Below are 22,967 nucleotides of genomic sequence, written 5' to 3'. Positions count from 1 at the left end.
AGCGGCGATGAAAAGACAAACACTGCAAAATATGGCTGAAGTTTTGGCGCACAAGGTATCTTATAACCAGCGGTTGTTTTCAGCCAACCAGGATGAAATCGTTCAGGGTTTGACAACCGATATATATTTTATCCGCACCAGGGAATTATTAAGACACATGGGTTTGGACCGGACTCCCGTGACTGCTGAGGTTTTTGCAGGCCGGCCGGGTATTTTGGCTGGTGTGGAAGAAGTTAAAAACCTGCTAACCGGACTGCCGGTGGAAGTGTGGGCTATGCCTGAAGGGTCTGAGATTGAAGAAAAGGAAGTAATTATGCGTATCACCGGCGCATATGATGACTTTGGAATTTATGAAACAGCTCTATTGGGCATGCTGGCCAGCTCCAGCGGTTGGGCCACCGCGGCTCGCAGGTGCAGGGAGGCGGCAGGTGACTATCCGATGATTAGTTTCGGTGCCCGCCACGTGCACCCGGCGGTGGCACCTGTGATGGAAAGAGCAGCCATCATCGGCGGTGCTGACGGTGCCAGCTGTATACTGGGGGCCAAGCTGGCCGGGCAAGAGCCCCGGGGCACGGTGCCCCACGCCGTAATGTTGATTGTGGGGGATACGGTGGAAGTGGCCCGGGTTTACCAGCAAACCATGCCCCCGGAAGCGCCGGTAATTATACTTGTGGATACATTCAAGGATGAAGTGGAGGAGTCACTCCGGTTAACGGAGGCCCTGGGAGATAAATTGCAGGGTATCAGGCTGGACACTGCCAGCGAGCGCGGTGGTGTTACTCCAGGTTTGGTGCGGGAAGTGAAAGCCCGCCTGAGGCAAGCCGGGTATCCACAAGTGAAAATATTTGTGTCCGGCGGCATTACCCCCGAGCGCATAACCATATTGATCACCGCCGGTGCAGATGCCTTTGGAGTGGGAAGTTATATATCGGGGGCCGCGGCCATTGATATGACCATGGATATTAAAGAAATTAATGGTCAGCCAGTGGCCAAGCGGGGCCGCATCCCCGGGCTAACCGATGCGCCACGGCTGCAAAGAATTATATAAACACTAGTGCTGTCGGTACCTTATTACCGACAGCACAATTTAAAATTAATAAGTTCTTAATGTGGACAAATAAAGTAAAAAACGGCTTGCGCCGTTTTGTTGTCTTAGCCTTGGTTTTTATGCGTAGTATTATATGGCCCGCTGTACCTTACCGCTGCGGAGGCACCTGGTACAAACCATTATTCTACGTGGTGTGCCATTTACAATAGCTTTAACCCTCTGCAGGTTGGGTGCCCAGGTTTTTTTGGTGCGGATGTGGGAGTGGCTGATTTTCATGCCTACAACAACACCTTTACCACAAATTTCGCATTTCCTGGCCATAGTCAACACCTCCTCCTTTACAACACTCATATATAATATCAGATATCGGCAAGCTGCGCAAGAAAAGCTTGAGCGGTGATACTAATAATGATGAAATCATGATTTGGAGAGATATATTTAATGAGTAACATGGCTGCCAAAAATCCCCTTGAGACTCAGGTAAAGGACGTAAAAATGATTGGTCCCCGCCGGGCCGAGCAGTTGGCCCGGCTAAAATTGTATACTGTGCATGACTTGCTGTATCATTTTCCCAGGGAATATATGGACCGGAGTCAGCTTATTTCTCCTTTTGATAGGCACTCCGGTGAAATAGTAACTGTCTTGGGTAAGGTGATAAGCTCTCAAGAAAATAAAACTCGTAAAAAACTGACCATAACCAAGGCAGTGATGGAATGTACCCGGGGAGTTTTTTATGCAGTTTGGTTTAACCAGTTTCATATCAAAAAATTATTAAAACCCGGTACTCGTTTGTACATAAGTGGAAAATTAAACAATAGTTTTGGTAATCATGAGATACAGGTGCAGGATTACGAAATAATTACTGGTGATAGCGACTCAATACATGCCGGGCGGATTGTCCCGGTTTACCCGTCTACCAGTGGAGTTAGCCAGCGGATGCTGCGCACTTTTGTGCACGCGGCTTTGGAACAGTGGTATCTAAGCTACCGGGAGTTTTTGCCCCGCAGGTTGCTGGATAAAGAGGGTCTAATGGTCCTGCCCGAGGCACTGAAACAGGTGCATTTTCCGGATACCCGTGCTCTGGCTGAACAAGCCAGGCGGCGTTTTATTTTTGAAGAACTGTTTTTATTCCAGCTGCAATTGGCCTTGCTGCGTCGTAATATAATGCGGGTGAAAAAGAAACACAGCTATGGGGTGATCAGCGAACTTATTAATAAATATATCGCCGGCCTGGGTTTTTCGCTTACCGCTGCCCAGAGCCGGGTAGTGGATGAAATTATGACTGATATGGATAGCCCATATCCCATGAACAGGTTGTTACAGGGCGATGTGGGTTCGGGTAAAACAGTTGTGGCGGTATTGACGTTGCTGCGGGCGGTGGAGAACGGTTTGCAGGGGGCGCTTATGGCACCCACCGAGGTGCTGGCTGAACAGCATTACCTGTCGTTGAACCGTTCCCTGTCTCCGCTGGGTGTGCAAGTGGCTCTGTTAAGCGGTGGCATGCCGGTAAAGGAGCGACGGGCACTGCTGGAGCAAATAGCCACAGGAAAAATATCCATTATTGTGGGTACCCAGGCATTGTTGCAAGGGGATGTTGAATTTAAAAAGCTGGCGGTGGTGATAATTGACGAGCAGCATCGCTTTGGGGTAAGGCAGCGGGCTAGTCTGCAAGAAAAAGGTGTATATCCGGATTTATTGATTATGACCGCCACCCCCATACCGCGCACCTTGTCCATGACGGTTTACGGCGATTTGGATATCTCTGTAATTGACGCCCTCCCCCCTGGCCGACAACCCGTGCGCACTTATTATGTTGCCCCCGGAGAGTTGCCCCGGGTGTTCATATTTGTAGCCCGGCAGGTCGCCGAAGGCCGCCAGGCTTATGTGGTCTGTCCGCTGGTGGAGGAATCAGAGAAACTGGATCTGCAGGCTGCGGTGGATTTGTACCAACAGTTGGTTGAAGGTGAACTGCGCGGGTGCCGGGTGGCTTTGCTGCACGGGCGTATGAAAAGATCCGAAAAGGAGCTGGTGATGCAGCAATTCCGGGCCGGGCAAGTGGATGTGCTGGTCAGTACCACCGTAATTGAAGTAGGGGTTGATGTGCCCAATGCCAGTGTGATGGTAATTGTTGATGCCGACCGGTTTGGTTTGGCTCAGCTGCACCAGTTGAGAGGACGAGTGGGTCGGGGTGGCGGCCAGGCCCACTGTATATTATCGGCCCGGCTGCGCTCCCGTGAGGCGGCGGAGCGTATCAAGGCTATGAAGGCCAGCCAGGACGGGTTTTATCTGGCGGAAAAAGATCTGCAGATTCGGGGGCCGGGCGATATGGCAGGTGTTAGACAATCCGGTATGCCCGAATTCAGGTTAGCGAATATAATAAGAGACCGTGATTTACTCAGGTCGGCCCGCCGCTGGGCGATGGCATTAATCAGTAAAGATCCTGAATTAAGGGCAGGGGAGTATCACTTGCTGAGGCTTACCCTGGAACGCTATAACAAAGAGAATAGCAACTTTTATCATATAGGCTGAAAAACTGCCATCAGGTTGATGGCAGTTTTTAAATGTGGTGTGATTATATGATTTTAAAAAGTAGTTGTTAAATAATAAGCTTTGCCAATTGATCAACCTTCGTTTAATGATAAATATATTATTGAAATATTTAATAACTATTGTTCTAAACCAATCCGTGCAAAATGTACCGCTCATAATTATTTTGATAAATCACATACTAGTCTCATCAACAGCAAAGGAGGTGACAGAAAAATGGCACAAGGTCAAAGAACCAACAGAAAGTTAATACCGCAAGCTTCCCAAGCCATGGAACAATTTAAATGGGAAACTGCGGGTGAACTGGGCGTGCAGGTTCCCCAGGGCGGTTACATGGGTGATCTTCCTTCCCGGGTAAACGGGGCTATCGGCGGTAATATGGTTAAGAAAATGATTGCCGCTTATGAACAGAGCCTGGCCCAGGGGCAGCAGCCCGCTACCCCACAGGTTACTAACCAGAACCCTACTCCCTAATGGTTAATGTATGACAGATTTAAATAAAGCCTCTGTCAGGTGGCTGGTCAAAGTTCAGTTTTGGTATGGTCACCTGGCAGAGGGCTTTGCCAACAAGCGGTACGCCGCTTGTTTTGTGCCTAAGCGTTAGTGTAAGTAATACGCGTAATCGTCCGGACCGATGCCGGGGTGCATGGCCATATTAATACCACCAGCAATGATCTGGGCGGTATCCTCAATTAAAGTATCAATTTCCTTGGGTGTAACGGTAAGATTGCCGCCGAAGGGCTCCAACACTTTTTTAATAGCCATGCTGGCATCTCCGGGTTGACCTCCAATACTTTGAGTATATTTCTCGATGGCATCTTGAGCTATTATCGCAGCATGGGTAACGGTGGGCACTCCTATTGCTAAAACTTTGATCCCCATGGTTTCTTGATTAATACCGGATCGCTTATTTCCGATGCCTGAACCCGGGTTAATGCCAGTATCAGCCAGTTGAATGGTGGTGGCGATTCGTTCTGCACTGCGGGCCGCCAGGGAGTCAATGGCAATAATTAACGAGGGACGTGTTTTTTCCACCACACCGCGGACTATTTCGGCGGTTTCAATACCTGTAATACCCAGCACTCCTGGTGCCATGGCACTTACCGGACGCATCCCACCCTGTAGTTCATGTGGTGCGTAATTATATAAATGCCTGGTCACGAGACACTGATCCACCACCCTGGGGCCCAGTGCATCCGGCGTGGCATTCCAATTACCAAGCCCAACCACTAATATATTTAATTCCATCGGTAAGTCAAACAGCTTTTTTAATTGCTCGGCAAGAACCTGGGTTACCTCCCGGTGCGCTTGTTGGTTATTTTCCCTGATCACCGGTGCTTCAATGGTAATATATTTACCCACCGGCTTACCCATAATTACCTGGGCGTTATGATCTTCGATATGTACCGTAGTTACCGAGGCGTGATCATAAGTTTCTTTGTCCACCCGCACTCCGGGAATTTCCTGTCCCGTTTCGCCACGGATAACCTCTCTAGCCTCAAGGGCCAGATCCAGCGATATATTCATTGATTTTAAAAATTTACTATCCATTATTTATTCATCCACCCACCTTATCCCGGTACTATATTAGTATTACAATTGTATACCCTTTTTTGATTTATAATCACTGAAAATATATTTACCCTTTTCAGTAATTATATGCAGTTTTTTTGGCATGCCGGAGGCAATATTATATGCTAAAGCTATTTTGTGATATAATTAAAAAGGATTAGATCGAAAGGTACGATTGTATTGCGGGTAATTGCCGGAACGGCCAAAAAAAGGAAACTCAAATCCCCCGGTAAACTTCCTGTTAGGCCTACGGCGGACAGGGTTAAAGAATCTTTGTTCAATATCATTGGTAGTCGATTGCCTGACAGTTACTTTGCGGATCTATATGCCGGAACCGGTGGAGTTGGCATAGAGGCACTAAGCCGCGGGGCTGCAAAGGTTTTATTTGTTGAAAAAGACTCCAGGGTGATGCGTATTTTACAGGATAACCTGGCCATTACAGGGCTTGGCGGGGATGCCGAGGTTATCCTGGGCGATGTACAGGCAGCCATTGATATAGCCATGCGCAAACAGCTTACCTTTGATATTGTTTTTGCTGATCCGCCGTACCGGCAGGGACTGGCGGTGGGCGTGTTGAATATTTTAAATAAATACCCTATTTTGCGATTAAATGGTGTTATTGTTTTAGAAATTGGGGCGGATGAGGACATGCCAGACCAAGCAGGCAAATACCAGTTGTGGCGTCGGGTAAAATACGGTGACACAGCTTTAGTCTTTTATCAATTTGCTGTAGAAAACCACCCCACCAAAGCTTAGTTCAAAGTAGGGAAGGTTTAAACAAACCTTATGCGGAGGAGGATAACTTTTGCGAATAGCAGTTTACCCGGGCAGCTTTGACCCAGTAACCAATGGACACCTGGACATTATTGAAAGAGCATCGATTATGTATGATAGATTAATTGTAGCGGTATCCTTAAATCCGGGTAAAAAACCGCTTTTTACTGTTGAAGAGCGGTTGGACATGCTCAAAATAGTAACCCAGCCATTTTATAATGTATTGGTTGATACGTTTAACGGTTTGACAGTTAATTTTGCAAAGGAAAAAGAAGCCCATGTTATTATAAGAGGCTTAAGGGCTATATCTGACTTCGAAAATGAATTTATGATGGCTTTGATAAATAAAAAATTGCAAACATCAGTAGAAACTGTTTTTCTTATGACCAGGGCCGAATTTTCCTTTATAAGCTCCAGTGCTGTTAAGGAAGTGGTATCATTTGGCGGCTGTGTTAAAGATTTGGTGCCGCCGGTGATCCAGGAACGGTTGCAGAGCAAATTCAAATAACGGATGGGGAGGTGCCTGTTGTGGAGTTGTTTAATGTTATCAATGAAATGGAAGAGCTAATAGAAAACAGCCCCAAAGTTCCTATGACCAAGCGGGTTTTAGTAGATGAAGACAGATTACTTGATTATTTAGATCGTATCAGGGCATCATTGCCGGAAGAACTGCGTCAGGCAAAATGGGTGCTGCAGGAGAGAGACAAAGTAATTACTGATTCCAGGCGTGAGGCTGTGCGCATTATTGAGGATGCCGAAAAGCAACTGGAAAAAAAGGCTGTTGATTCGGAAATTACCCGTAAGGCCCAGGAAATCAGCGATGATATACGTTTGCGCAGTGAAGAAGTAGCCAGGCAAATTAAGCACGGAGCCATGGATTATGCTGATGAAGTGCTGGCCGGGCTGGAAGAACAATTAAATGCTATTTTGGGACAAGTACAAGAAAATAGATCTGAATTAAAAGGTAATAAAGACAACTAATTAACTTGTTGTATAAAATTATACACTAAACGTTAGCCGAACCATTTTTTTAAAAAGGGTTCGGCATCATTATTTATTTAGTGTCCAGCACTGAAAAACTTTGATTAATACCAACCTTGCGGCTGGAGTATAAAATATGTTAATTAAAAGGGACAGCAGGTAGCAGGCCCGGATGTGTGCTATTGCAACATATGTAATTGCTTTATGTTGGAAATCGGGTTTTAATCGCCGAAGGGAGGAAGTAAAGATTGTAAATAATATTAAGTTTCCTTGTGAAGGTTTTTCGGAAGGTTCATTGGAAAAAAACCAGGTCGTTAGTTCCAGTGTTTTTTGGTCCCAGGAAATTATAGATAACTTGGATGTAGGTATCATAGCTGTTGATCGTAATAATATTATCACTGTGTGTAATGCCTTTGCAGATAATTTTTTAAACCTAAATAGTAATGTTGTGGGCTGTAATATATATGAATTATTTTTTGATTATTCAATATTAAAAATCATCTCGGTCGGTAATCAATTGTCTGAGGAATTATGTGAGCACAATGGTTTGGCCATCTACATTAAAAGAAGAAAAATACATCATAGAAATAAGTGGGTGGGGAATTTATATATCTTTGGTCCATGGTCACTATTGGCTGAATTTTCCGCAAAGACTGAATTGGGGACCGTTGGCTTTTCGGGTGGGTATGCATGTAACGATTTCCAAGAAAACGCAATCCTCAAACAGCTACAACTCTTGGAAGACTGCAATATTGTAGCAAAGAGCGGGAAAATGCTTACCTTGCTGGATTTATGCTATAAAGTAGCCCAATACGATGCTTCGGTGCTCATTTTAGGTGAATCGGGGGTTGGCAAGGAAGCTATTGCCAGATACATACATAGAGCTAGTAAGCGTTATGATAAAGGGAAATTTATAGGGGTTAATTGTGGTGCTTTTTCGCAAGATCTAATTAGTTCGGAGCTTTTTGGTTATGAAAGTGGTGCTTTTACGGGAGCTAAAAGGGAAGGGAAACCCGGACTTTTTGAGTTAGCCCACTGTGGCACTCTTTTCTTAGATGAGGTGGCGGAGTTGCCGCTGGATTTCCAAGTTAAATTTTTAAGGGTGTTGCAAGAGTGCCAGTTTATGCGTGTTGGGGGCACAAAAAATATTAAGGTGGATGTTAGGATTATTGCTGCCACTAATCAGGATATTATGCAAATGGTGAAGATAGGCAAATTTAGAAGTGATTTATTTTATCGGTTAAATGTAATAGCCATCAATGTCCCACCTTTAAGGGAAAGAAAAGAGGATATTTCCCAGTTGGTTAACCATTTCCTCCGGACATTTAACGCTAAATATCAGATAATTAAACTTTTTTCCGATGAAACCCTGGATCTATTAAAAAACCAAGACTGGCCCGGCAATGTGCGGGAATTGGCTAATTTGGTAGAAAGGTTGATTTTAACAACAAACGATCATGTCATAAGGCCGGGACATTTACCCGCATCATTTTTTGCAGATCATAAGACAGAAATAATGGCTGCGGAGGGTGAGGATCTGGTTCCGCTCAAAGAGGCAGTGAAAGGATTGGAAAAGCAGCTGGTCATCAAGGCGCTAAATATGTATGGGAGTACCTACAAGGCCGCCAAAGTGCTGGGTGTCAGTCAATCCACCATGGCCAGAAAAGCAAAAAAATATGGTTACGATATCAGCTAGCTAAAAATTAATACATTAATGGGGGGAGCAATTTTGGGCTATCGGGTTGGAATAGACGTGGGGGGTACTTTTACCGATTTAGTAGCTGTAAATACTGCTACCGGTGATATAACCAGCGTTAAAACCGCAACAATATCCGGGGACCCCGCCGCCGGAGTGATCAATGGTATCATTAAACTGGCTATTGAGCCGTGCCAGATTACCGAAGTAATACATGGGTCAACGATGGATTTAAACATGCTAATTAATGGCGGTGCCGGGGGGGTTGGCTTGATATGTACCCGGGGATTCAGCGATATATTGGAGATACGCAGGGTTTGGCGGGAAAAAATGATTGATCTGTCCTGGAATAGACCTAAAAGCTTGCTTCCGCGTAGGCTTTGTGTAGGGGTAAAAGAAAGAATTGACTGGCGCGGCAAAGTAATTACGCCACTGGATGAACAAAGCGTGGTTAAACAAGTACAGTACCTTAAAGGCAAGGGAGTTATATCATATGCCGTGAGCTTGTTATTTTCTTTTCTTAATCCTGTTCATGAACAAAGGCTTAAAACCATCATCCAACAGGTTCATCCCGGTGCGTTAACCACGTTATCTTCGGAAGTGTTACCTGAAATTAGGGAATATGAGCGTACAAGTACCACTGTCATCAGTGCTATTCTAAAACCGGTTATGACAACATATATTAATGATTTGCGGATTCGTTTGAAAAGCTTTGGTGTAGTGGCGCCCCTTAAACTGTTAAAATCCAATGGCGGTATAGATGACTTTGCCCATGTTTTAATGAAACCAATGGATAACTTTGCCTCCGGTTCCGTCGGTGGTGTGGTTGCTTCATTAAATTTGGGTAAAGAAATTAAAGCTCCAAATTTAATTACCTTTGATATGGGTGGAACCACAACGGATGTCGGATTAATACGCGATTACCAACCGCTATATGCTATGGAAAGGGATATCAAGTGGGATATTCCCATCCGGGGGTTAATGTTTGATATAAAGTCCATCGGTTCCGGGGGAGGGTCCATCGCAGCCATTGATCAGGGAGGAGGCATTCGAGTGGGGCCGGAAAGCGTGGGGGCTTTCCCGGGGCCCGCATGTTATAACCAGGGCGGGGAGGTTCCCACCATCACAGATGCCAATGTTATACTTGGCAGAATCGGTTCCCAAAATTTTTTGGGCGGGGAAAAGCCCTTGCACGCCGGGCTTGCTCAAAAAGCTATGCGTAAAAAGCTGGGGAGGTTCCTGCAAAAGAGCGAAGAAGATGCAGCAAGCTACATTGATCAGATTTCTTTGTCCAACATGGCCCAGCTTGTAAGGGAGGCAACCATAGGATGTGGTTATGATCCCCGTGATTTTAAACTGGTATCATACGGCGGAGCTGGTGCACTCTATGCTGCGGAGTTGGCCGAAGAATTGGGCATTTCAGAAGTGATCATTCCCTGTCATGCCGGTGTTTTTTCCGCTATGGGCGGTATCTATGCGGATATCGTACATGATTTTGTGCAGTCTTATTATGTTGCTGTGGAAAAAATAGATCAGGATGTCTTTAATAACCTGGTGGGCCGGTTAAAAAATCAGGCTTTGAATACTATAGCCGGGAAAAAGGTTAAAAGCTATTCGATCAATATCTTTATTGATTTAAGATATACGGGTGAAATTTTTGAAATAACAGTTTTGCTGGACTTTAACAATGGAATAACCCGGCAGTCCATAGCCGATGCCATACGGGAATTCCATCTTGAACATGAACGTCGCTATGGATTCGACAGGCCCGATGAACCGGTGGAATTGGTAAATGTAAGGCTTAAAATGATTATCCCCCAATTAGACGATACCCCGTCGTGGAAGGGCTTGAATGATACTGACTATAAAAAGGCGATTAAGGGCTATCGGGAAGTGTATTTTCGCAGTTCCTTCGCTTTTATGACCATACCGGTATACGAACGAAAACTTCTAGGTGTGGGTATCGAGGTTGCCGGACCTGCCATCATTGAGGAGCCTGAGACAACAGTAGTGGTGCCACCCGATTTTAAATTCAGGATTGATGTCCATGGCAATATATTGATCGGGAAGAGTCAATTACAAGAAATGGAGCATGCAGATGGATTAACTGCTAAAATTAAACAGCTGGAGCGTTACGCATACATTAAACCCGTTGTTTTAGATGTTATGGGTAGCGAATTTTTATCTATCTGCAGGGAAATGGGTACTGCTATGGTCCGAACGGCATATTCACCAATTTTTGTTGATGGTATGGACTTTGCTTGTGGTATTTTCGATTCTACAGCTGAACTGGTAGCGGTTGCCAATTACTGCCCGGTTCATCTGGCCGCCATGGCTTTAGCGCCGGAATGGGCTGTTATGGAGCTTGGTCTGGATAGTTTAAAGCCGGGTGATGTAGTGATATTAAATGATCCTTTTAGGGGAGGTACCCATATCACGGATTTTACCGTCATTAAGCCCATTTTTTATTATGGCGAGCTGGTGGCCATGGCGGCCAACAGGGCTCACCACCTGGATGTGGGGGGTAAAGCGGCCGGTGGCTTTCCCGGCGATGCTACCGATATTTACCAGGAGGGCATTTGTGTTCCACCCGTAAGGTGGTTTAAAGAGGGTATTGAAAATACAGATTTTGTCGAAACTCTTTTTTCAAATGTTCGGTTGCCGTGGGTACAAGTGGGAGATATGCGGGCCCAATTGCATTCGGTTTTAACAGCGGAACGAAGGATTTTACAGTTAATAGATAAATATGGTCTGGTGGCCGTGAAACAATCCATGCAGCAGCTCAAAAACCGCTCCGAACAGTGGCTGCGTAAAGAAATAGCGGCTATTCCCGACGGTACGTATAGCTTTGAAGATTTTATAGATGATGATGGCGTTTGCCATCGGCCTTACAGCATTAAGGTCACCATTAAAATAAACGGCAGCGATTTGGTGATGGATTTTACAGGTTCCAGTCCCCAGGCTCTGGGACCGGTTAATGCAGTTTATGGGGTGACGGCAGGGTCCTGTTTTAACGCTTTGATGCAAGTAACTAACCCTAGGATTCCATTTAACCGTGGCTGCTTTAGGCCTGTTAAAATAATTGCCCCCCGGGGTTCTATAGTCAACCCCACCCGTCCTGCAGCTACATTTGGCGGTAATACAGATACTAATATAAGAATCATTGATGTGGTTATCGGTGCTTTCGCTCGGGTTTTGCCCCGGCGGGTAAGGGCAGCCTCCTACGGTACATGTAATAATTTTACGGGTGGTGGCTATGATAATATACGCCAGCAGCCTTTTGTGTTTTATTTTTTTAATGAGGGTGGCTGGGGTGCAAGTAATTGCCAGGATGGTTGGAATGCTACCTTTAACCCCATCGGCAATTGCAGAAACATATCGGCGGAGATAATTGAGAGCAATTACCCGCTAAGATATGAGCAAGTGGCTCTGAATGAAGGTTCGGCCGGGGCGGGGGAGTTCCGGGGAGGGTTTGGTACCAAAAGGGTGTTGACCGTTTTATCTGATCAAATGGAAGTAAACGCCCTGGGGGAGCGCCACCGGTTCAAGCCTTATGGTCTTTTCGGGGGCCTGCCGGCCCAGGCTAATGCTTTTCTGGTAAAAAGATATAACTTTGACAAGGAAGAAAGCTTTGCCGCTACTTTTTATGTTAAATCTCCTTCGAAGTTTTCCAAAATCACTCTATTTAAAGGGGATACCTTTTATATCATCAATTCAGGCGGCGGTGGTTATGGAGACCCCGTAAAACGTAAGCCGGAAAAGGTTTTAGAGGATGTAGAGGACGGCTTAATTTCTACGACCCAAGCCCGGGATGAATACGGGGTGGTGTTTGTTAAGGTCGGTGGGGTATTAAGTATTGATGACGATGCCACAGCCCGGCACAGGAAAGAAATGACAATATTTTGCGGTGACGGGGCGGTTACGGATATTATTGTTAGCCAATGTCAACTGGCAGCCCGGCTGGGGAGGCGGGTTTGGAATGAGGATAATGCGTATAAAAATGAAACCAAAAGGAAAATCGATTTGTTAATGGGCGATCTGGCTCATTTATCCAAGAGCTTTTGTGAAGTAAGATGCAGGTATAGATTTAAGCAAAAGCAATGTATTTTATTTAACGATGAGGTTATGTCATTTTGGAGTCCGGAAGCAATCAATCGGTGGCTGGGCAAACACTGTATTTTAAAGCTAAAGTTATAATTATAATGATAAAAACAATGATGCAAGTATGGGTTAATAAGTCAAAAATGACTTAATACTACAGCGAATAGTATAGTTAATCGAACTGTTAAGATAGATTTGCCGCCACCTAAGCGCAATAGAGTACGCTACCCAAATAGCCGGTCCTGTTTAGCGGGTGCCAGGTGTTGAAAGCTTTGTCCAAAAAGCAATTTTCGCTGTAATATTAATGGCTGGCTTGTTTATGATGCTTGGGTAAAAATTAAGTCAATTATGAATTATCTGACCAATAAGCCGGTCAGATTTTATTTTTTATAAAACGTAATTTACGCAGAATTATTACCATTGGGATGCTCTAAGTCGATTAGCCTTACACTAATTTATTAAAGGTACAGTTTTTGCACTTATATATCAGCAAAGCAATCAAAGCAAATCCGATTAAAAATGGGAGGTGGTTAATGAGTTTTTAAGGTTTTTACCGGTTTTAGAGTAATAAAGTAGTTGCTTATTTTACTGAATATTAGGTTAATTGAGAACATTCCAAAGGAGGATGTAAAGTGAGTAGTAAGCCTATAGTAGAACCTTATTTAATGGCTGTATTATCTAGCCGACTTCATTCCATAGGTATAGAAATGACTAATACTATGATTAGATCGGCCCGGTCTTTATTAATGAGTATCTGCAGGGATTTGTCAACCGCTATCTGTGATCGAAACGGAGAAGTTATTTCGTTGCCCCCGTGTATTCCCGTACACGTTGCCAATATGGGGTTAACGGTAAAACCTTGCTTTAATCATCCCGAGGGTATTCAGCAGGGCGATTTATTTTTAAATAATTCCCCTTATTACGGCAATACACACCATGCTGATTATACCTATATTGCGCCTGTTTTAAATAACGGGGAAATCATGTTTTTTACTGCGGCTAAAGGGCACCAGGCCGATTGCGGCAATAGTATTCCCAGTACCTACCATGGTTCAGCCAGGGATTTATACGAGGAAGGTGCTATAGATTGGCCCTGCATTAAGGTGCAAAGGGACTATAAAGATGTACATGATATCATAAAAATCGCCAAGATGAGGATCCGGGTTCCCGACCAGTGGTACGGAGATTATCTGGCCGGGGTGGGTTCAGCTAGAATTGGTGAGCGTAAGTTGATGCAACTTTGCGAAGAATACGGTAATGATCTGATCAAAGTATTCTGTGATGCCTACCAGGAATATGGCGAAAAAAGAATGGTGGAAGAAATTCGCCGGTTGCCTAAAGGGACCTGGGAGTATGATATCAAACACGATCCTATCCCTGGACTTCTGCCTCAGGGTGTGGGCATTCATATCAAATGTACCATCGACCCGGATGAAGGCAATATTACCATCGATCTAAGGGATAATGATGATCCACTTGTGTGCGGGCTCAATCTATGTGAAGCCACCACTTTGGCCAGTGCCCGTACGGGCGTTTTAAACCGGCTTTCACCTGATATCCCGCACAATGAAGGGGCTATGAAACATATCCGGGTACTCATGAAGGAAGGGGCTATTGGCAGGGCCAAGCATCCCTATTCTTCGTCCGTGGCCACCACTAACGTAGCCGACAGGTTAATATCCGGGGTACAGGCGCTTTTAAACCAGGCCTTTGAGCAAAGGGGTATGGCCGAAGGTGGGGCCGTTATGTGCCCGGCAGTGGCTGTTATTTCAGGTTTGGATTGGAGACGTAATGAAGAGCCCTATGTAAACCAGCTTTTTTGCGGCATGACCGGCGGTCCCGGCGTAAATGGACATGATGGCTGGGTAACCTATCAATTTCCTTGTACAGGTGGAGCGTTGTACTGGACTTCAACGGAGATCATGGAACAAAGATACCCGGTTAAGGTGATTGAAGAGGAAATAATACCGGACTCCGGGGGTGCCGGTCAGTGGGATGCTGCACCGGCCTGTAAATTTGTGCTGGCACCAAAGTGCCATCCCATGATAAGTGCGTACTCCTGCGACGGTACGGAAAACTTGCCCAAAGGGGCCAGTGGCGGTCTGAATGGTTATAAAGCAGCGGCTTGGAAATACAACCTGGCGGAAGGGGAAAGTTCAAGAATAGATTTGCCCCCCTTCGCTGAACCGGAAATTAAGTTTGGTGAAGCCATTGTTTCCGAAAGCTCCAGCGGTGGCGGTTACGGGGACCCGCTGGATCGAGATCCGGAATTGGTAAGGCACCGGGCCAGGGAGGGCTGGATTACTGTGGAAAAGGCCCGGGATGTTTATGGTGTGGTTTTGGATACGACGCCCGAATTGTACGCTGTGGATTACAAAGCTACAGATCAGCTGAGAAAAGATTTAAAGGCTAAAAAGAGGGAGGTAGGCAAGTAAATGGCTAAATATGTTTGTATAGATATCGGCGGAACATTTACCGATGCATCAATACTGGATGAAAACGGCGATATTAATGTATTTAAATCACTTACTACGCACGATAACTATCTCGACGGAATGATTGATGTGCTAAATGTGGCTGCAGAGTATTATAACGAGACACTGGAAGAATTTCTGCATTCATGCAGCCCCTTTAACGATGGCTCACTGACCCACGGGTCCACCATTGCTACTAATGCTGTGCTGGAGCGCAAAGTTGCCAAGGTGGGTATGATTTGTACAAAAGGATTCAGGGATGTACTGTTATTTAGGGATGGGCCTATCAAAAATCCCTTTGATTTTCAACTGGATTACCCCGAGCCCTATATACCCAGATATCGAATACTACCGGTTACGGAAAGAATCAATTCCGAGGGAAAGATAGATATTCCTTTGGATGAAAATGAAGTCAGGCAGGTCATTGAGCAGTTTAAAAAATGGAATGTTCAGGCCATAGCTATTTGCCTGCTTTGGTCCGTGGTAAATCCTATCCATGAAGATAGGATCAGGGATATTATTTTAGAAGAATGGCCGGAAGTAAATATTGTGCGCAGCTCCGTGGTCAACCCCTGCATTAGGGAGTATAGAAGATGGGTATCAGCAGCTATGGACGCTTCTTTAAGTCCCCTTATTTCCAAGTATACCATGGAAATAAATCAGAAGTTTAAAAAACTCGGATTACAGGGCGAGGTGGGTATGCTAAACTCCAGCGGCGGTATAGTTACTGCGGATGAGCTGGTTTACCGACCCCTATACGCTATTGATTCCGGTCCGGCTATGGCCCCGGTAACGGGTAAAACATATGTAGAGTCCGATCTGGCGGAGGAAAATATTGTTGTATTTGATATGGGAGGCACCAGCTTCGATGTCAGTTGTATTATAGAAGGGGTTATTTCCGTGTCCAGGGAAACTAAAATTGGTGACGAGGTGCCGGGAATCTCCAGAATTGATGTAAATAGTATTGGTTCCGGTGGAGGGAGTATAGCCTGGGTCGATCCCGGTGGTATGATCAGGGTGGGCCCCCATAGTGCCGGGTCAGCTCCGGGTCCTGCTTGCTACGATAAAGGGGGTATCTATCCAACGGTAACCGATGCCAACGTAGTTCTCGGCTATATGGAAGCAGACTATTTTAATGCCGGCAGAATGTGCTTAAATCCTGAATTGGCGGAGAAGGCAATTTACGAATATATTGCCAAGCCTTTGGGGCTTGATTTGAACGAAGCCGCCTTTACGGTTTGGAGTACAGTTAATGCCAATATGATTACCGCCATTAAGGAGATTACTATCCAGCAAGGAATAGATCCCCGGGAGTTTGTTGCTGTGGCAGGCGGCGGTGCCTGTGGGGTACATGCCATTCCCTTGGCGGAAGGATTGAACATGAAAAAAATCCTTATACCTAAAACAGCCGGAGCATTAAGTGCTGTAGGTGGCATTTTTTCAGATGTGGTTTCGGAATTTAGCAAAAGTTTTTACACCGAGACCAGGGATTTCGACTTCCAGGGTGTCAATGAGGTTATAAAATCGTTATATGCGGAAGCCATAGAATTTTTTGATAGAAATAATATACTCGAAGGAAAAAGGGTGTTGGAGTTTTATGTAGAGGGCAGATACCCCTATCAAGTTTGGGAAATCCCGGTGGCGCTGGATAGTGATGTTTTTAATGAATATGGCGAGTTGGATCAGGAAGGAATCAATAAACTGGTGGAAAAATTCCACGAAGAGCATGAGATGGTATTTGCGGTGAAAGAGCCGGAAGCCTATGTGGAATGCATTTTTTGGCGGGTCAAAGCAATAGGTAAAAGAACCGTTGTGGCTGAACTTAAAGAAAATACCAAGCAAAGGGAAAGACCGGCCCGGGATGCTTTAAAGGGCACCAAAAAGGCCTATTTTAGGGATTTGGGGGGCATGGTGGATACCAATGTTTATTTAGGTCAGGAGCTTCGCTATGGCAATAAAATAGAGGGACCGGCCATTATTGTAGAACCCACTACCACCATTATCATATATCCGGGGTATGAATTATTAGTAACCAAGTTAAATAATTATTTTATAAGTTAGTACCATATTATTGCGATAAAATATGCTATTAAGCGGTAGCCGCTCTTACTATTTTCTCGTGGGAGTGGCTATCGTTTACATTGGAGGATATTTAATAATTGAATTTTAAATAAAAATTTTAAAGCAAACAGGGGGTATCTCATTTGAAAGCTTTAATTCCTCTTGAAATCGTAGTTCCCATATTGGCGTCTATATCATGTTTATTTGCCGCCCCGCAATTGGGATTGCCTATATGGGCGTTGTTTATTGGCTGGGCTTGGTATTATGCGCTTGGTGCAAATATAAATGTGTTTAAACAAGTCTATCCCGCTGCAATACCGGGAGCCGTATTGGCAGCTATATGTATTTGGCTAATTAGTATTTTCGCACAACTTATGTCCGCTATGCTGGCCATGATGATAGCTGTTATCATTACTGTATTTTTATTGATGTGTGTATTGAGAATACCATTGACTAGCTGTGGTTTATCGGCGTTCAACAGCTACTCTTGTGTTTTCGCCACTTACTATGGTGGGTTTTATCGCCAAACTGGCACTCTCGAACAAGATATACTAATGGCATTAATCTATGCCTCTGTGGCCTTTGCCCTTGGACCAGTATTTGGCTATTTTAGTATTAAGCTAACGCTTCCCATGCAAGAAAACGAGGAAAAAAAGTTTAAGGTATTTAGTAAACGCTAAACAACTGCCTTAGATCACTTTGACTGCTAAATGTGTTCTTGGAAGGTCATGCTTTATACACTCCATATAAATCACGAATCCCCGCCTGTGATACTGAGCTTCACATCTTTTTTACTTGCGAAAATATTACGAAAAAGAAACGGAAAATAACAGCCAGTAATATTAACAGAATCAGTGTGGCTACCATGGCGAGTATTGAGTAAGCCGTCACTATTAGTACCGGGTATGAACAGGCGGAAAGGGGGGCTGCCACCGGCAAAGCCGAAGGGCTTCCCATGCTTACAGGCTTATAAATTAGCCAGGTAAGACAGGCTGCCAATAGAGCATGAGTTACGCGGGTAGCGAAAAAAAGCCTCATGCGAAGGTCGGTATGGGCAATCATGCTAGCCACCTGGGCATGTATAGAAAGGCCGCTCCAGCCCAGGATCATGCCCACGGCTATCAACTGCTGCAATTCGGTTGCTGCCGCTTCGGAGGCTATTTTAGTGCCAATGGTCATTTCAAAAAAACCGCTGGCCAGAGCGGTTAAAATATCCGGCGCAAAACCCAGGGGAACTAATAAAATACCCATGGCTGCAGCAATTTGGCCGATAATGCCGGCTTCGTTTAATAAACGAATGATGACGGCAAATAAAATGATGAACCCGCCGATGTTAATAAGTTTGGTGATCGAGGATGTAACCGCTTCACCCAACAGTTTGCCCAGGGGCAGTTTCTCCTGTCGCTGGTGCTGCAGCAGGGCTCTAAAAGCGCTGCGTACCGACCAGGACCGGGTACTCGTTGCGGGCTTTAAAATTTGCTCGCTATGCCCGTAAAAACGCAGCCCCAGACCCAGTATAATATTGGCCAGGTAATGCGACCCGGCAATAACCACCCCCAGTTCAGGCTTGCCGAACATGCCCACTGCCACGGCGGTCAGCATGAACAAGGGGGATGAGTTGTTTGTAAAGCACATCAACCGTTCGGCCTCCAGCCTGGTACACAGTCCCTGCCTGCGCAATTGGGCCGTGACCATGCTGCCGATGGGAAATCCGGAAGTGAAGCCGATCACCATCACAAAACCCCCGGCCCCCGGTACATTAAAAAGCGGGCGCATCACAGGTTCCAACAGCACGCCGATAAATCGCACCAGTCCCAGTTTCATTAAAATTTCCGAAAATATAAAAAATGGCAATAATGATGGAAAAACAATTTCCCACCATGTCTTTAGACCCATTGTGGCACCCTGAAAAGTTATCCTGGGTTGGGTGACCATGGCAAGTACAAAGCAAATCGCCAGGGCCGTCCATAAAAGGCCGGACAGGTCATCCTTGTTAATGGGTATTTTATGGTGGATTAGCACGGAGATCACTCCTATGGTTACCGTTTTATGATATATCGAATAATTATTTACTATTATGGAGATTAGAAAAATATAACGGGTTTGAACGGATTTGAATTCACCACCGGGCAAATTATTTTATCAGTGGGGAAAAATATATCAAAGTGATGCTTCCTTGTGCCGCTATTGTTTTTCCTTGACAAATAGCTGCTATATTTTATATAATTTTACCTGTTGAACTATGGAGGGGTGGTTATGCCCTTTTTGGATGTTGAACAACTTAAAAAAGTTAATGGTGAGCGCCGGAGAGTTGTTTTTGCAGGGGAATTACCTGCATTGCAGGTGGAAGATAATGAATTTATGTTTTTAGAACCGGCAAATTTTGATCTTGTGCTGACCAACGTAGGCAATAGCGCCATAAATGTAGAAGGGCAAGTACAGGTTGCACTGACAGTGCCATGTGATCGCTGCCTACAAGATTTTGTTTTAAATTTAAGTCCATTATTTAGTGAAACTTATTATGAAAAAAACCTGCCTGCACACAGTGGTAAAAATGAAGAGTGGATACCTTATTCGGGTGACTCTATAGACATCACTCCGGAGGTTTTAGGTACGGTCTTAATGAATTTACCTATGCGGTTTATATGCCAAAAACAGTGCCGAGGTTTATGCCCTGTATGTGGTGTGGACCTGAACATAAAACAGTGCAACTGTGTTCAGGAAGATGTAGACCCGCGCCTGGCTAAATTAAAAGAATTATTGAAGTAATGATATAAAAGGGGGTGGATGAAGCATGGGTGTACCAAAGAGGAGAAGTTCCAAGCAAAGAAAGCGGCAGCGCAGGGCACATTGGAAAATTGAAGCCCCCGAGCTGACAAAATGCCCGCAATGCCATGAGTTGGTAGCACCGCACCGGGTTTGCCCCGACTGTGGTTATTACAAAGGAAGGGAAGCGGTGGCGGCTAAATAAGGTAGAAATAACAAAAATAAGCTCTAATATGGGCTTATTTTTTTATATATTATTAGTTGCTTTTTTTTCCCAGTTGGGATATACTCATATTTAGTACCTGGTGCTAAATATGTCGGGATTTATTTTCAAGGTGTTGATGATGGGCAAAAACAGTGTCATAAAATCTGAAAGGCATGGGTTATTAATAAGGTACCTGAATGACAACCCTTTCCTGACCGACGATGATTTGGCGCAGCTGCTGGGGGTAAGTATTCAAACCGTAAGGCTGGACAGGGCAGAGTTGGATATCCCCGAGATGAGGGAGCGTGTCAAAAAAGCGGCCCGGGGGGCATACCAAAACCTGAGAGCCATTGAGGAACACGAAGTGGTAGGCGAACTGGTCGATCTGGAAATCGGGCTGCAGGGATTATCTATACTTACGGTTGGTGAGGAAATGACCCTGCGCAAGACCAGAGTGCTGGATGGCCAATATCTCTTTGCCCAGGCCAATTCACTGGCCCTGGCTCTTATAGATACTGAGGTGGCGCTCACCGGCACGTCTAAAGTTAGTTTTAAAAGGCCGGTTTTCCGGGGCGAAAAAGTAGTAGCCCGGGCGGTTATCACGCGAAAAAAAGGCAATAAATATATGGTAAGGGTTAATTCCCATGTTAAGGATGAATTAGTATTTCAAGGAAAGTTTTTGGTGTTTGATCTTTCCGAGGAGGTTAACCGGCTTGAAAATAGCCATTGATGCCATGGGTGGCGATTACGCGCCCCGAGAAATTGTGCGGGGTGCCTGGGAGGCATGTCGTGAAACCGGGCAACAAATCATTATGGTAGGCGACCGCAAAAATTTAGAAAATGAATTGAATCAGTTAGGTAAAACCTGTGCCGGTTTGGAAATTGTGCATGCCGATGAGGTAATTACCATGGATGAGGCACCGGTGGTAGCCGTGAGGCGAAAAAAAAACTCCTCGCTGGTGATGGCCGCCGAACTGGTTAGGGATGGTTACGCCAGCGCCTTTGTTTCCGCTGGTAGCACGGGTGCCACCATGGCCGCTGCACTACTGCGCCTGGGGCGTATACCCGGTATTGCCCGGCCGGCTGTTGCCGGAGTATTGCCCACGGAACGGGGCGTTACCATATTGCTGGACGTGGGCGCTAATGTGGATTGCAAACCCAGACATCTGGTACAATTTGCAATTATGGGTTCGCTTTATGCCCATAGAATTTTAGGCATTGAGAACCCAAGGGTTGGTCTTTTAAACGTGGGCGAGGAAAGTACCAAAGGTAATGAGCTGACTCAGGAAACTTATCCCTTGTTACAGGAAGCTCCCGTGCATTTTTATGGCAATGTGGAAGGCCGAGATATCTTTAAGGGCACCGTTGATGTGGTGGTTTGCGATGGATTTGTGGGCAATGTAGTTTTAAAAACAGGTGAGGGATTGGCTGATGTATTGATGAGCATGATTGGTCAAGCTATGCGGCAGAGTATTCTGGCTAAAGCTGGTGCCGCATTGACTCTACCTGCTTTAAAGTCATTGGGCAAAAAAATAAATTATTCCGAGTACGGTGGTGCACCACTGCTGGGTATTAACGGGGTAGCAATTGTCTGCCATGGCAGTTCCAAATCGCTGGCTATTAAAAACGCCATATATCGGGCCCGGGAATCAGTTGAAAACGGGCTGATAAGCGCTATTAGCGACAGCCTTAACAATACTGTGCACAAGGTGGGTTTTGCCGATGGCAATTGAAAAAATTCGCGCGGGTATTGTGGGTATAGGTACCTATGCACCGGAGCGGATATTAACAAATATGGATTTACAGCAAACATTGGATACAAGTGATGAATGGATTTACTCTCGAACGGGTATTCGTGAAAGGCGGGTGGTGGCCGAGGGTGAGGCTACCTCAGATCAGGCCCTGGCTGCTTCTCAAAGGGCGCTGGATGATGCCGGTATACACCCGGAGGAAATAGATCTTATCATAACGGCTACTAATACCCCGGATATGCTTTTTCCCGCAACGGCCTGCCTGCTGCAGGACAGGTTGGGCGCATCCCGGGCCGGGGCTTTTGATTTGCTGGCGGGCTGTACAGGTTTTATATATGCTGTCGTCGTGGGAGCGCAGTTTGTCTCCGCAGGTACTTATGATACCGTTTTGGTAGTTGGTGCCGAATCAATGTCGCGGGTGATCAACTGGGCGGATCGCAATACTTGCGTACTTTTTGGTGACGGTGCCGGCGCCGTGGTGCTGCGGCGGGTGCCGGACGACCGGGGTATATTATCCACTGTGCTGGGTTCTGATGGTGGTGGCGGTCATTTGCTTAGCCAGCCTGCAGGGGGTTCCCGCAGCCCGGCCAGTGCCGAAACTTTGGCGCAGGATTTGCACTATTTGCACATGAACGGCCGGGAAGTATTTAAATTTGCGGTGCGGGCCATGGAGGACGGTGCTGCCGAGGTGCTGCGCCGGGCTGGGCTGACTAGTGCCGATGTGGATTTTTTAGTACCCCACCAGGCCAATATTCGTATTATAGAACACGCCGCCAAAAAAATGAAACTGCCCATGGACCGGGTATCCGTTAACGTGGATCGTTATGGTAATACTTCCACGGCGTCCGTTCCGCTGGCTCTGGACGAATCATTAAAAAGCGGTAAAATAAAAGATGGGGATAATGTGATCATGGTTGGTTTTGGTGCCGGGCTTACCTGGGCCGGCCTGCTGATCAAGTGGTATGATTATAAAAAGCAGGGGTAGGAGGGG

At 45.6% G+C, this 22,967-nt stretch carries 19 protein-coding genes; 16 read left to right on the top strand and 3 right to left on the bottom strand.

The genetic code is table 11. The annotated features are described in order from the left end of the window. The first annotated feature begins 7 nt into the window (after positions 1-7). A complete protein-coding gene (locus tag DESGI_RS13480; RefSeq protein ID WP_041284895.1) occupies positions 8-1,048 on the top strand; it encodes a nicotinate phosphoribosyltransferase in 1,041 nt (346 codons plus the stop codon). A gap of 129 nt (positions 1,049-1,177) precedes the next feature. On the opposite strand, the gene rpmB is transcribed toward DESGI_RS13480, so the two are convergent. Beyond that, a complete protein-coding gene (gene rpmB, locus DESGI_RS13475; RefSeq protein WP_006523598.1) occupies positions 1,178-1,369 on the bottom strand; it encodes a 50S ribosomal protein L28 in 192 nt (63 codons plus the stop codon). A gap of 120 nt (positions 1,370-1,489) precedes the next feature. Between rpmB and recG the strand changes: the two genes are divergently transcribed. Both recG and DESGI_RS13465 read left to right on the top strand, forming a co-directional pair. After that, complete coding sequence (gene recG, locus DESGI_RS13470; RefSeq protein ID WP_006523599.1) at positions 1,490-3,577, top strand: ATP-dependent DNA helicase RecG; 2,088 nt, start codon at positions 1,490-1,492, stop codon at positions 3,575-3,577. A gap of 234 nt (positions 3,578-3,811) precedes the next feature. Further along, complete coding sequence (locus DESGI_RS13465) at positions 3,812-4,069, top strand: alpha/beta-type small acid-soluble spore protein (RefSeq protein ID WP_006523600.1); 258 nt, start codon at positions 3,812-3,814, stop codon at positions 4,067-4,069. Between the two features lie 126 nt (positions 4,070-4,195). On the opposite strand, the gene gpr is transcribed toward DESGI_RS13465, so the two are convergent. Further along, positions 4,196-5,146: a GPR endopeptidase gene (gene gpr / locus DESGI_RS13460; protein ID WP_006523601.1), complete on the bottom strand. Its 951-nt coding sequence runs from the start codon at positions 5,144-5,146 to the stop codon at positions 4,196-4,198. Between the two features lie 201 nt (positions 5,147-5,347). Here gpr and rsmD point away from each other — a divergent pair, with 201 nt between their 5' ends. The 8 genes from rsmD to DESGI_RS13420 all read left to right on the top strand — a co-directional run bounded on the left by rsmD (position 5,348) and on the right by DESGI_RS13420 (position 17,934). Beyond that, positions 5,348-5,923 carry a 16S rRNA (guanine(966)-N(2))-methyltransferase RsmD gene (gene rsmD, locus DESGI_RS13455; RefSeq protein ID WP_006523602.1) on the top strand — a complete coding sequence of 192 codons (576 nt, stop codon included), beginning with the start codon at positions 5,348-5,350 and terminating at the stop codon, positions 5,921-5,923. A gap of 49 nt (positions 5,924-5,972) precedes the next feature. After that, positions 5,973-6,449 (top strand): pantetheine-phosphate adenylyltransferase, encoded by a 477-nt coding sequence (gene coaD, locus DESGI_RS13450; RefSeq protein ID WP_006523603.1) that lies wholly within the window; start codon positions 5,973-5,975, stop codon positions 6,447-6,449. A 20-nt stretch (positions 6,450-6,469) separates the two neighbouring features. Continuing rightward, positions 6,470-6,922: a hypothetical protein gene (locus tag DESGI_RS13445; RefSeq protein WP_006523604.1), complete on the top strand. Its 453-nt coding sequence runs from the start codon at positions 6,470-6,472 to the stop codon at positions 6,920-6,922. A 295-nt stretch (positions 6,923-7,217) separates the two neighbouring features. Continuing rightward, a complete protein-coding gene (locus DESGI_RS23125; RefSeq protein WP_162141531.1) occupies positions 7,218-8,618 on the top strand; it encodes a sigma-54 interaction domain-containing protein in 1,401 nt (466 codons plus the stop codon). A gap of 33 nt (positions 8,619-8,651) precedes the next feature. After that, on the top strand, positions 8,652-12,815 hold the full coding sequence (locus DESGI_RS13435) for an oxoprolinase family protein (RefSeq protein ID WP_006523606.1): 4,164 nt from the start codon (positions 8,652-8,654) through the stop codon (positions 12,813-12,815). A 536-nt stretch (positions 12,816-13,351) separates the two neighbouring features. Further along, entirely contained in the window at positions 13,352-15,154 is a 1,803-nt protein-coding gene (locus tag DESGI_RS13430; RefSeq protein ID WP_006523607.1) for a hydantoinase B/oxoprolinase family protein, read from the top strand. Next, the gene (locus DESGI_RS13425; RefSeq protein WP_006523608.1) at positions 15,155-17,254 is read left to right on the top strand and encodes a hydantoinase/oxoprolinase family protein; all 2,100 of its coding nucleotides are present in this window, start codon (positions 15,155-15,157) and stop codon (positions 17,252-17,254) included. Between the two features lie 143 nt (positions 17,255-17,397). Then, positions 17,398-17,934, top strand: a complete 537-nt coding sequence (locus tag DESGI_RS13420; protein WP_006523609.1) for a DUF1097 domain-containing protein — start codon at positions 17,398-17,400, stop codon at positions 17,932-17,934. Between the two features lie 100 nt (positions 17,935-18,034). On the opposite strand, the gene ylbJ is transcribed toward DESGI_RS13420, so the two are convergent. Further along, positions 18,035-19,276: a sporulation integral membrane protein YlbJ gene (ylbJ, locus tag DESGI_RS13415; RefSeq protein ID WP_006523610.1), complete on the bottom strand. Its 1,242-nt coding sequence runs from the start codon at positions 19,274-19,276 to the stop codon at positions 18,035-18,037. A gap of 234 nt (positions 19,277-19,510) precedes the next feature. Between ylbJ and DESGI_RS13410 the strand changes: the two genes are divergently transcribed. The 5 genes from DESGI_RS13410 to DESGI_RS13390 all read left to right on the top strand — a co-directional run bounded on the left by DESGI_RS13410 (position 19,511) and on the right by DESGI_RS13390 (position 22,961). Continuing rightward, complete coding sequence (locus tag DESGI_RS13410; protein WP_006523611.1) at positions 19,511-20,023, top strand: YceD family protein; 513 nt, start codon at positions 19,511-19,513, stop codon at positions 20,021-20,023. Positions 20,024-20,048: 25 nt separating this feature from the next. Continuing rightward, positions 20,049-20,225 (top strand): 50S ribosomal protein L32, encoded by a 177-nt coding sequence (gene rpmF / locus DESGI_RS13405; protein ID WP_006523612.1) that lies wholly within the window; start codon positions 20,049-20,051, stop codon positions 20,223-20,225. A gap of 109 nt (positions 20,226-20,334) precedes the next feature. Beyond that, on the top strand, positions 20,335-20,955 hold the full coding sequence (fapR, locus tag DESGI_RS13400) for a transcription factor FapR (protein WP_337833184.1): 621 nt from the start codon (positions 20,335-20,337) through the stop codon (positions 20,953-20,955). Next, the gene (gene plsX, locus DESGI_RS13395) at positions 20,939-21,958 is read left to right on the top strand and encodes a phosphate acyltransferase PlsX (protein WP_006523614.1); all 1,020 of its coding nucleotides are present in this window, start codon (positions 20,939-20,941) and stop codon (positions 21,956-21,958) included. Before fapR ends, plsX begins: the two co-directional genes overlap by 17 nt. After that, a complete protein-coding gene (locus DESGI_RS13390) occupies positions 21,948-22,961 on the top strand; it encodes a beta-ketoacyl-ACP synthase III (RefSeq protein WP_006523615.1) in 1,014 nt (337 codons plus the stop codon). The genes plsX and DESGI_RS13390 overlap by 11 nt, the downstream gene beginning before the upstream one ends. Positions 22,962-22,967: the final 6 nt, after the last annotated feature.

The organism is Desulfoscipio gibsoniae DSM 7213, assembly GCF_000233715.2.
GTDB classification, from domain to species: Bacteria; Bacillota; Desulfotomaculia; order Desulfotomaculales; family Desulfallaceae; genus Sporotomaculum; species Sporotomaculum gibsoniae.
This window is presented reverse-complemented; position numbering and strand designations above follow the sequence as displayed.

Excerpts from the sequence above, each read along its gene's own strand:
- DESGI_RS13425 (WP_006523608.1), top strand. The coding sequence starts at position 15,155 with ATGGCTAAATATGTTTGTATAGATATCGGCGGAACATTTACCGATGCA.
- DESGI_RS13410 (WP_006523611.1), top strand. The coding sequence starts at position 19,511 with ATGCCCTTTTTGGATGTTGAACAACTTAAAAAAGTTAATGGTGAGCGC.
- rpmF (WP_006523612.1), top strand. The coding sequence starts at position 20,049 with ATGGGTGTACCAAAGAGGAGAAGTTCCAAGCAAAGAAAGCGGCAGCGC.
- DESGI_RS13480 (WP_041284895.1), top strand. The coding sequence starts at position 8 with ATGAAAAGACAAACACTGCAAAATATGGCTGAAGTTTTGGCGCACAAG.
- DESGI_RS13465 (WP_006523600.1), top strand. The coding sequence starts at position 3,812 with ATGGCACAAGGTCAAAGAACCAACAGAAAGTTAATACCGCAAGCTTCC.
- DESGI_RS13390 (WP_006523615.1), top strand. The coding sequence starts at position 21,948 with ATGGCAATTGAAAAAATTCGCGCGGGTATTGTGGGTATAGGTACCTAT.
- gpr (WP_006523601.1), bottom strand. The coding sequence starts at position 5,146 with ATGGATAGTAAATTTTTAAAATCAATGAATATATCGCTGGATCTGGCC.
- rpmB (WP_006523598.1), bottom strand. The coding sequence starts at position 1,369 with ATGGCCAGGAAATGCGAAATTTGTGGTAAAGGTGTTGTTGTAGGCATG.
- recG (WP_006523599.1), top strand. The coding sequence starts at position 1,490 with ATGAGTAACATGGCTGCCAAAAATCCCCTTGAGACTCAGGTAAAGGAC.
- fapR (WP_337833184.1), top strand. The coding sequence starts at position 20,335 with ATGTCGGGATTTATTTTCAAGGTGTTGATGATGGGCAAAAACAGTGTC.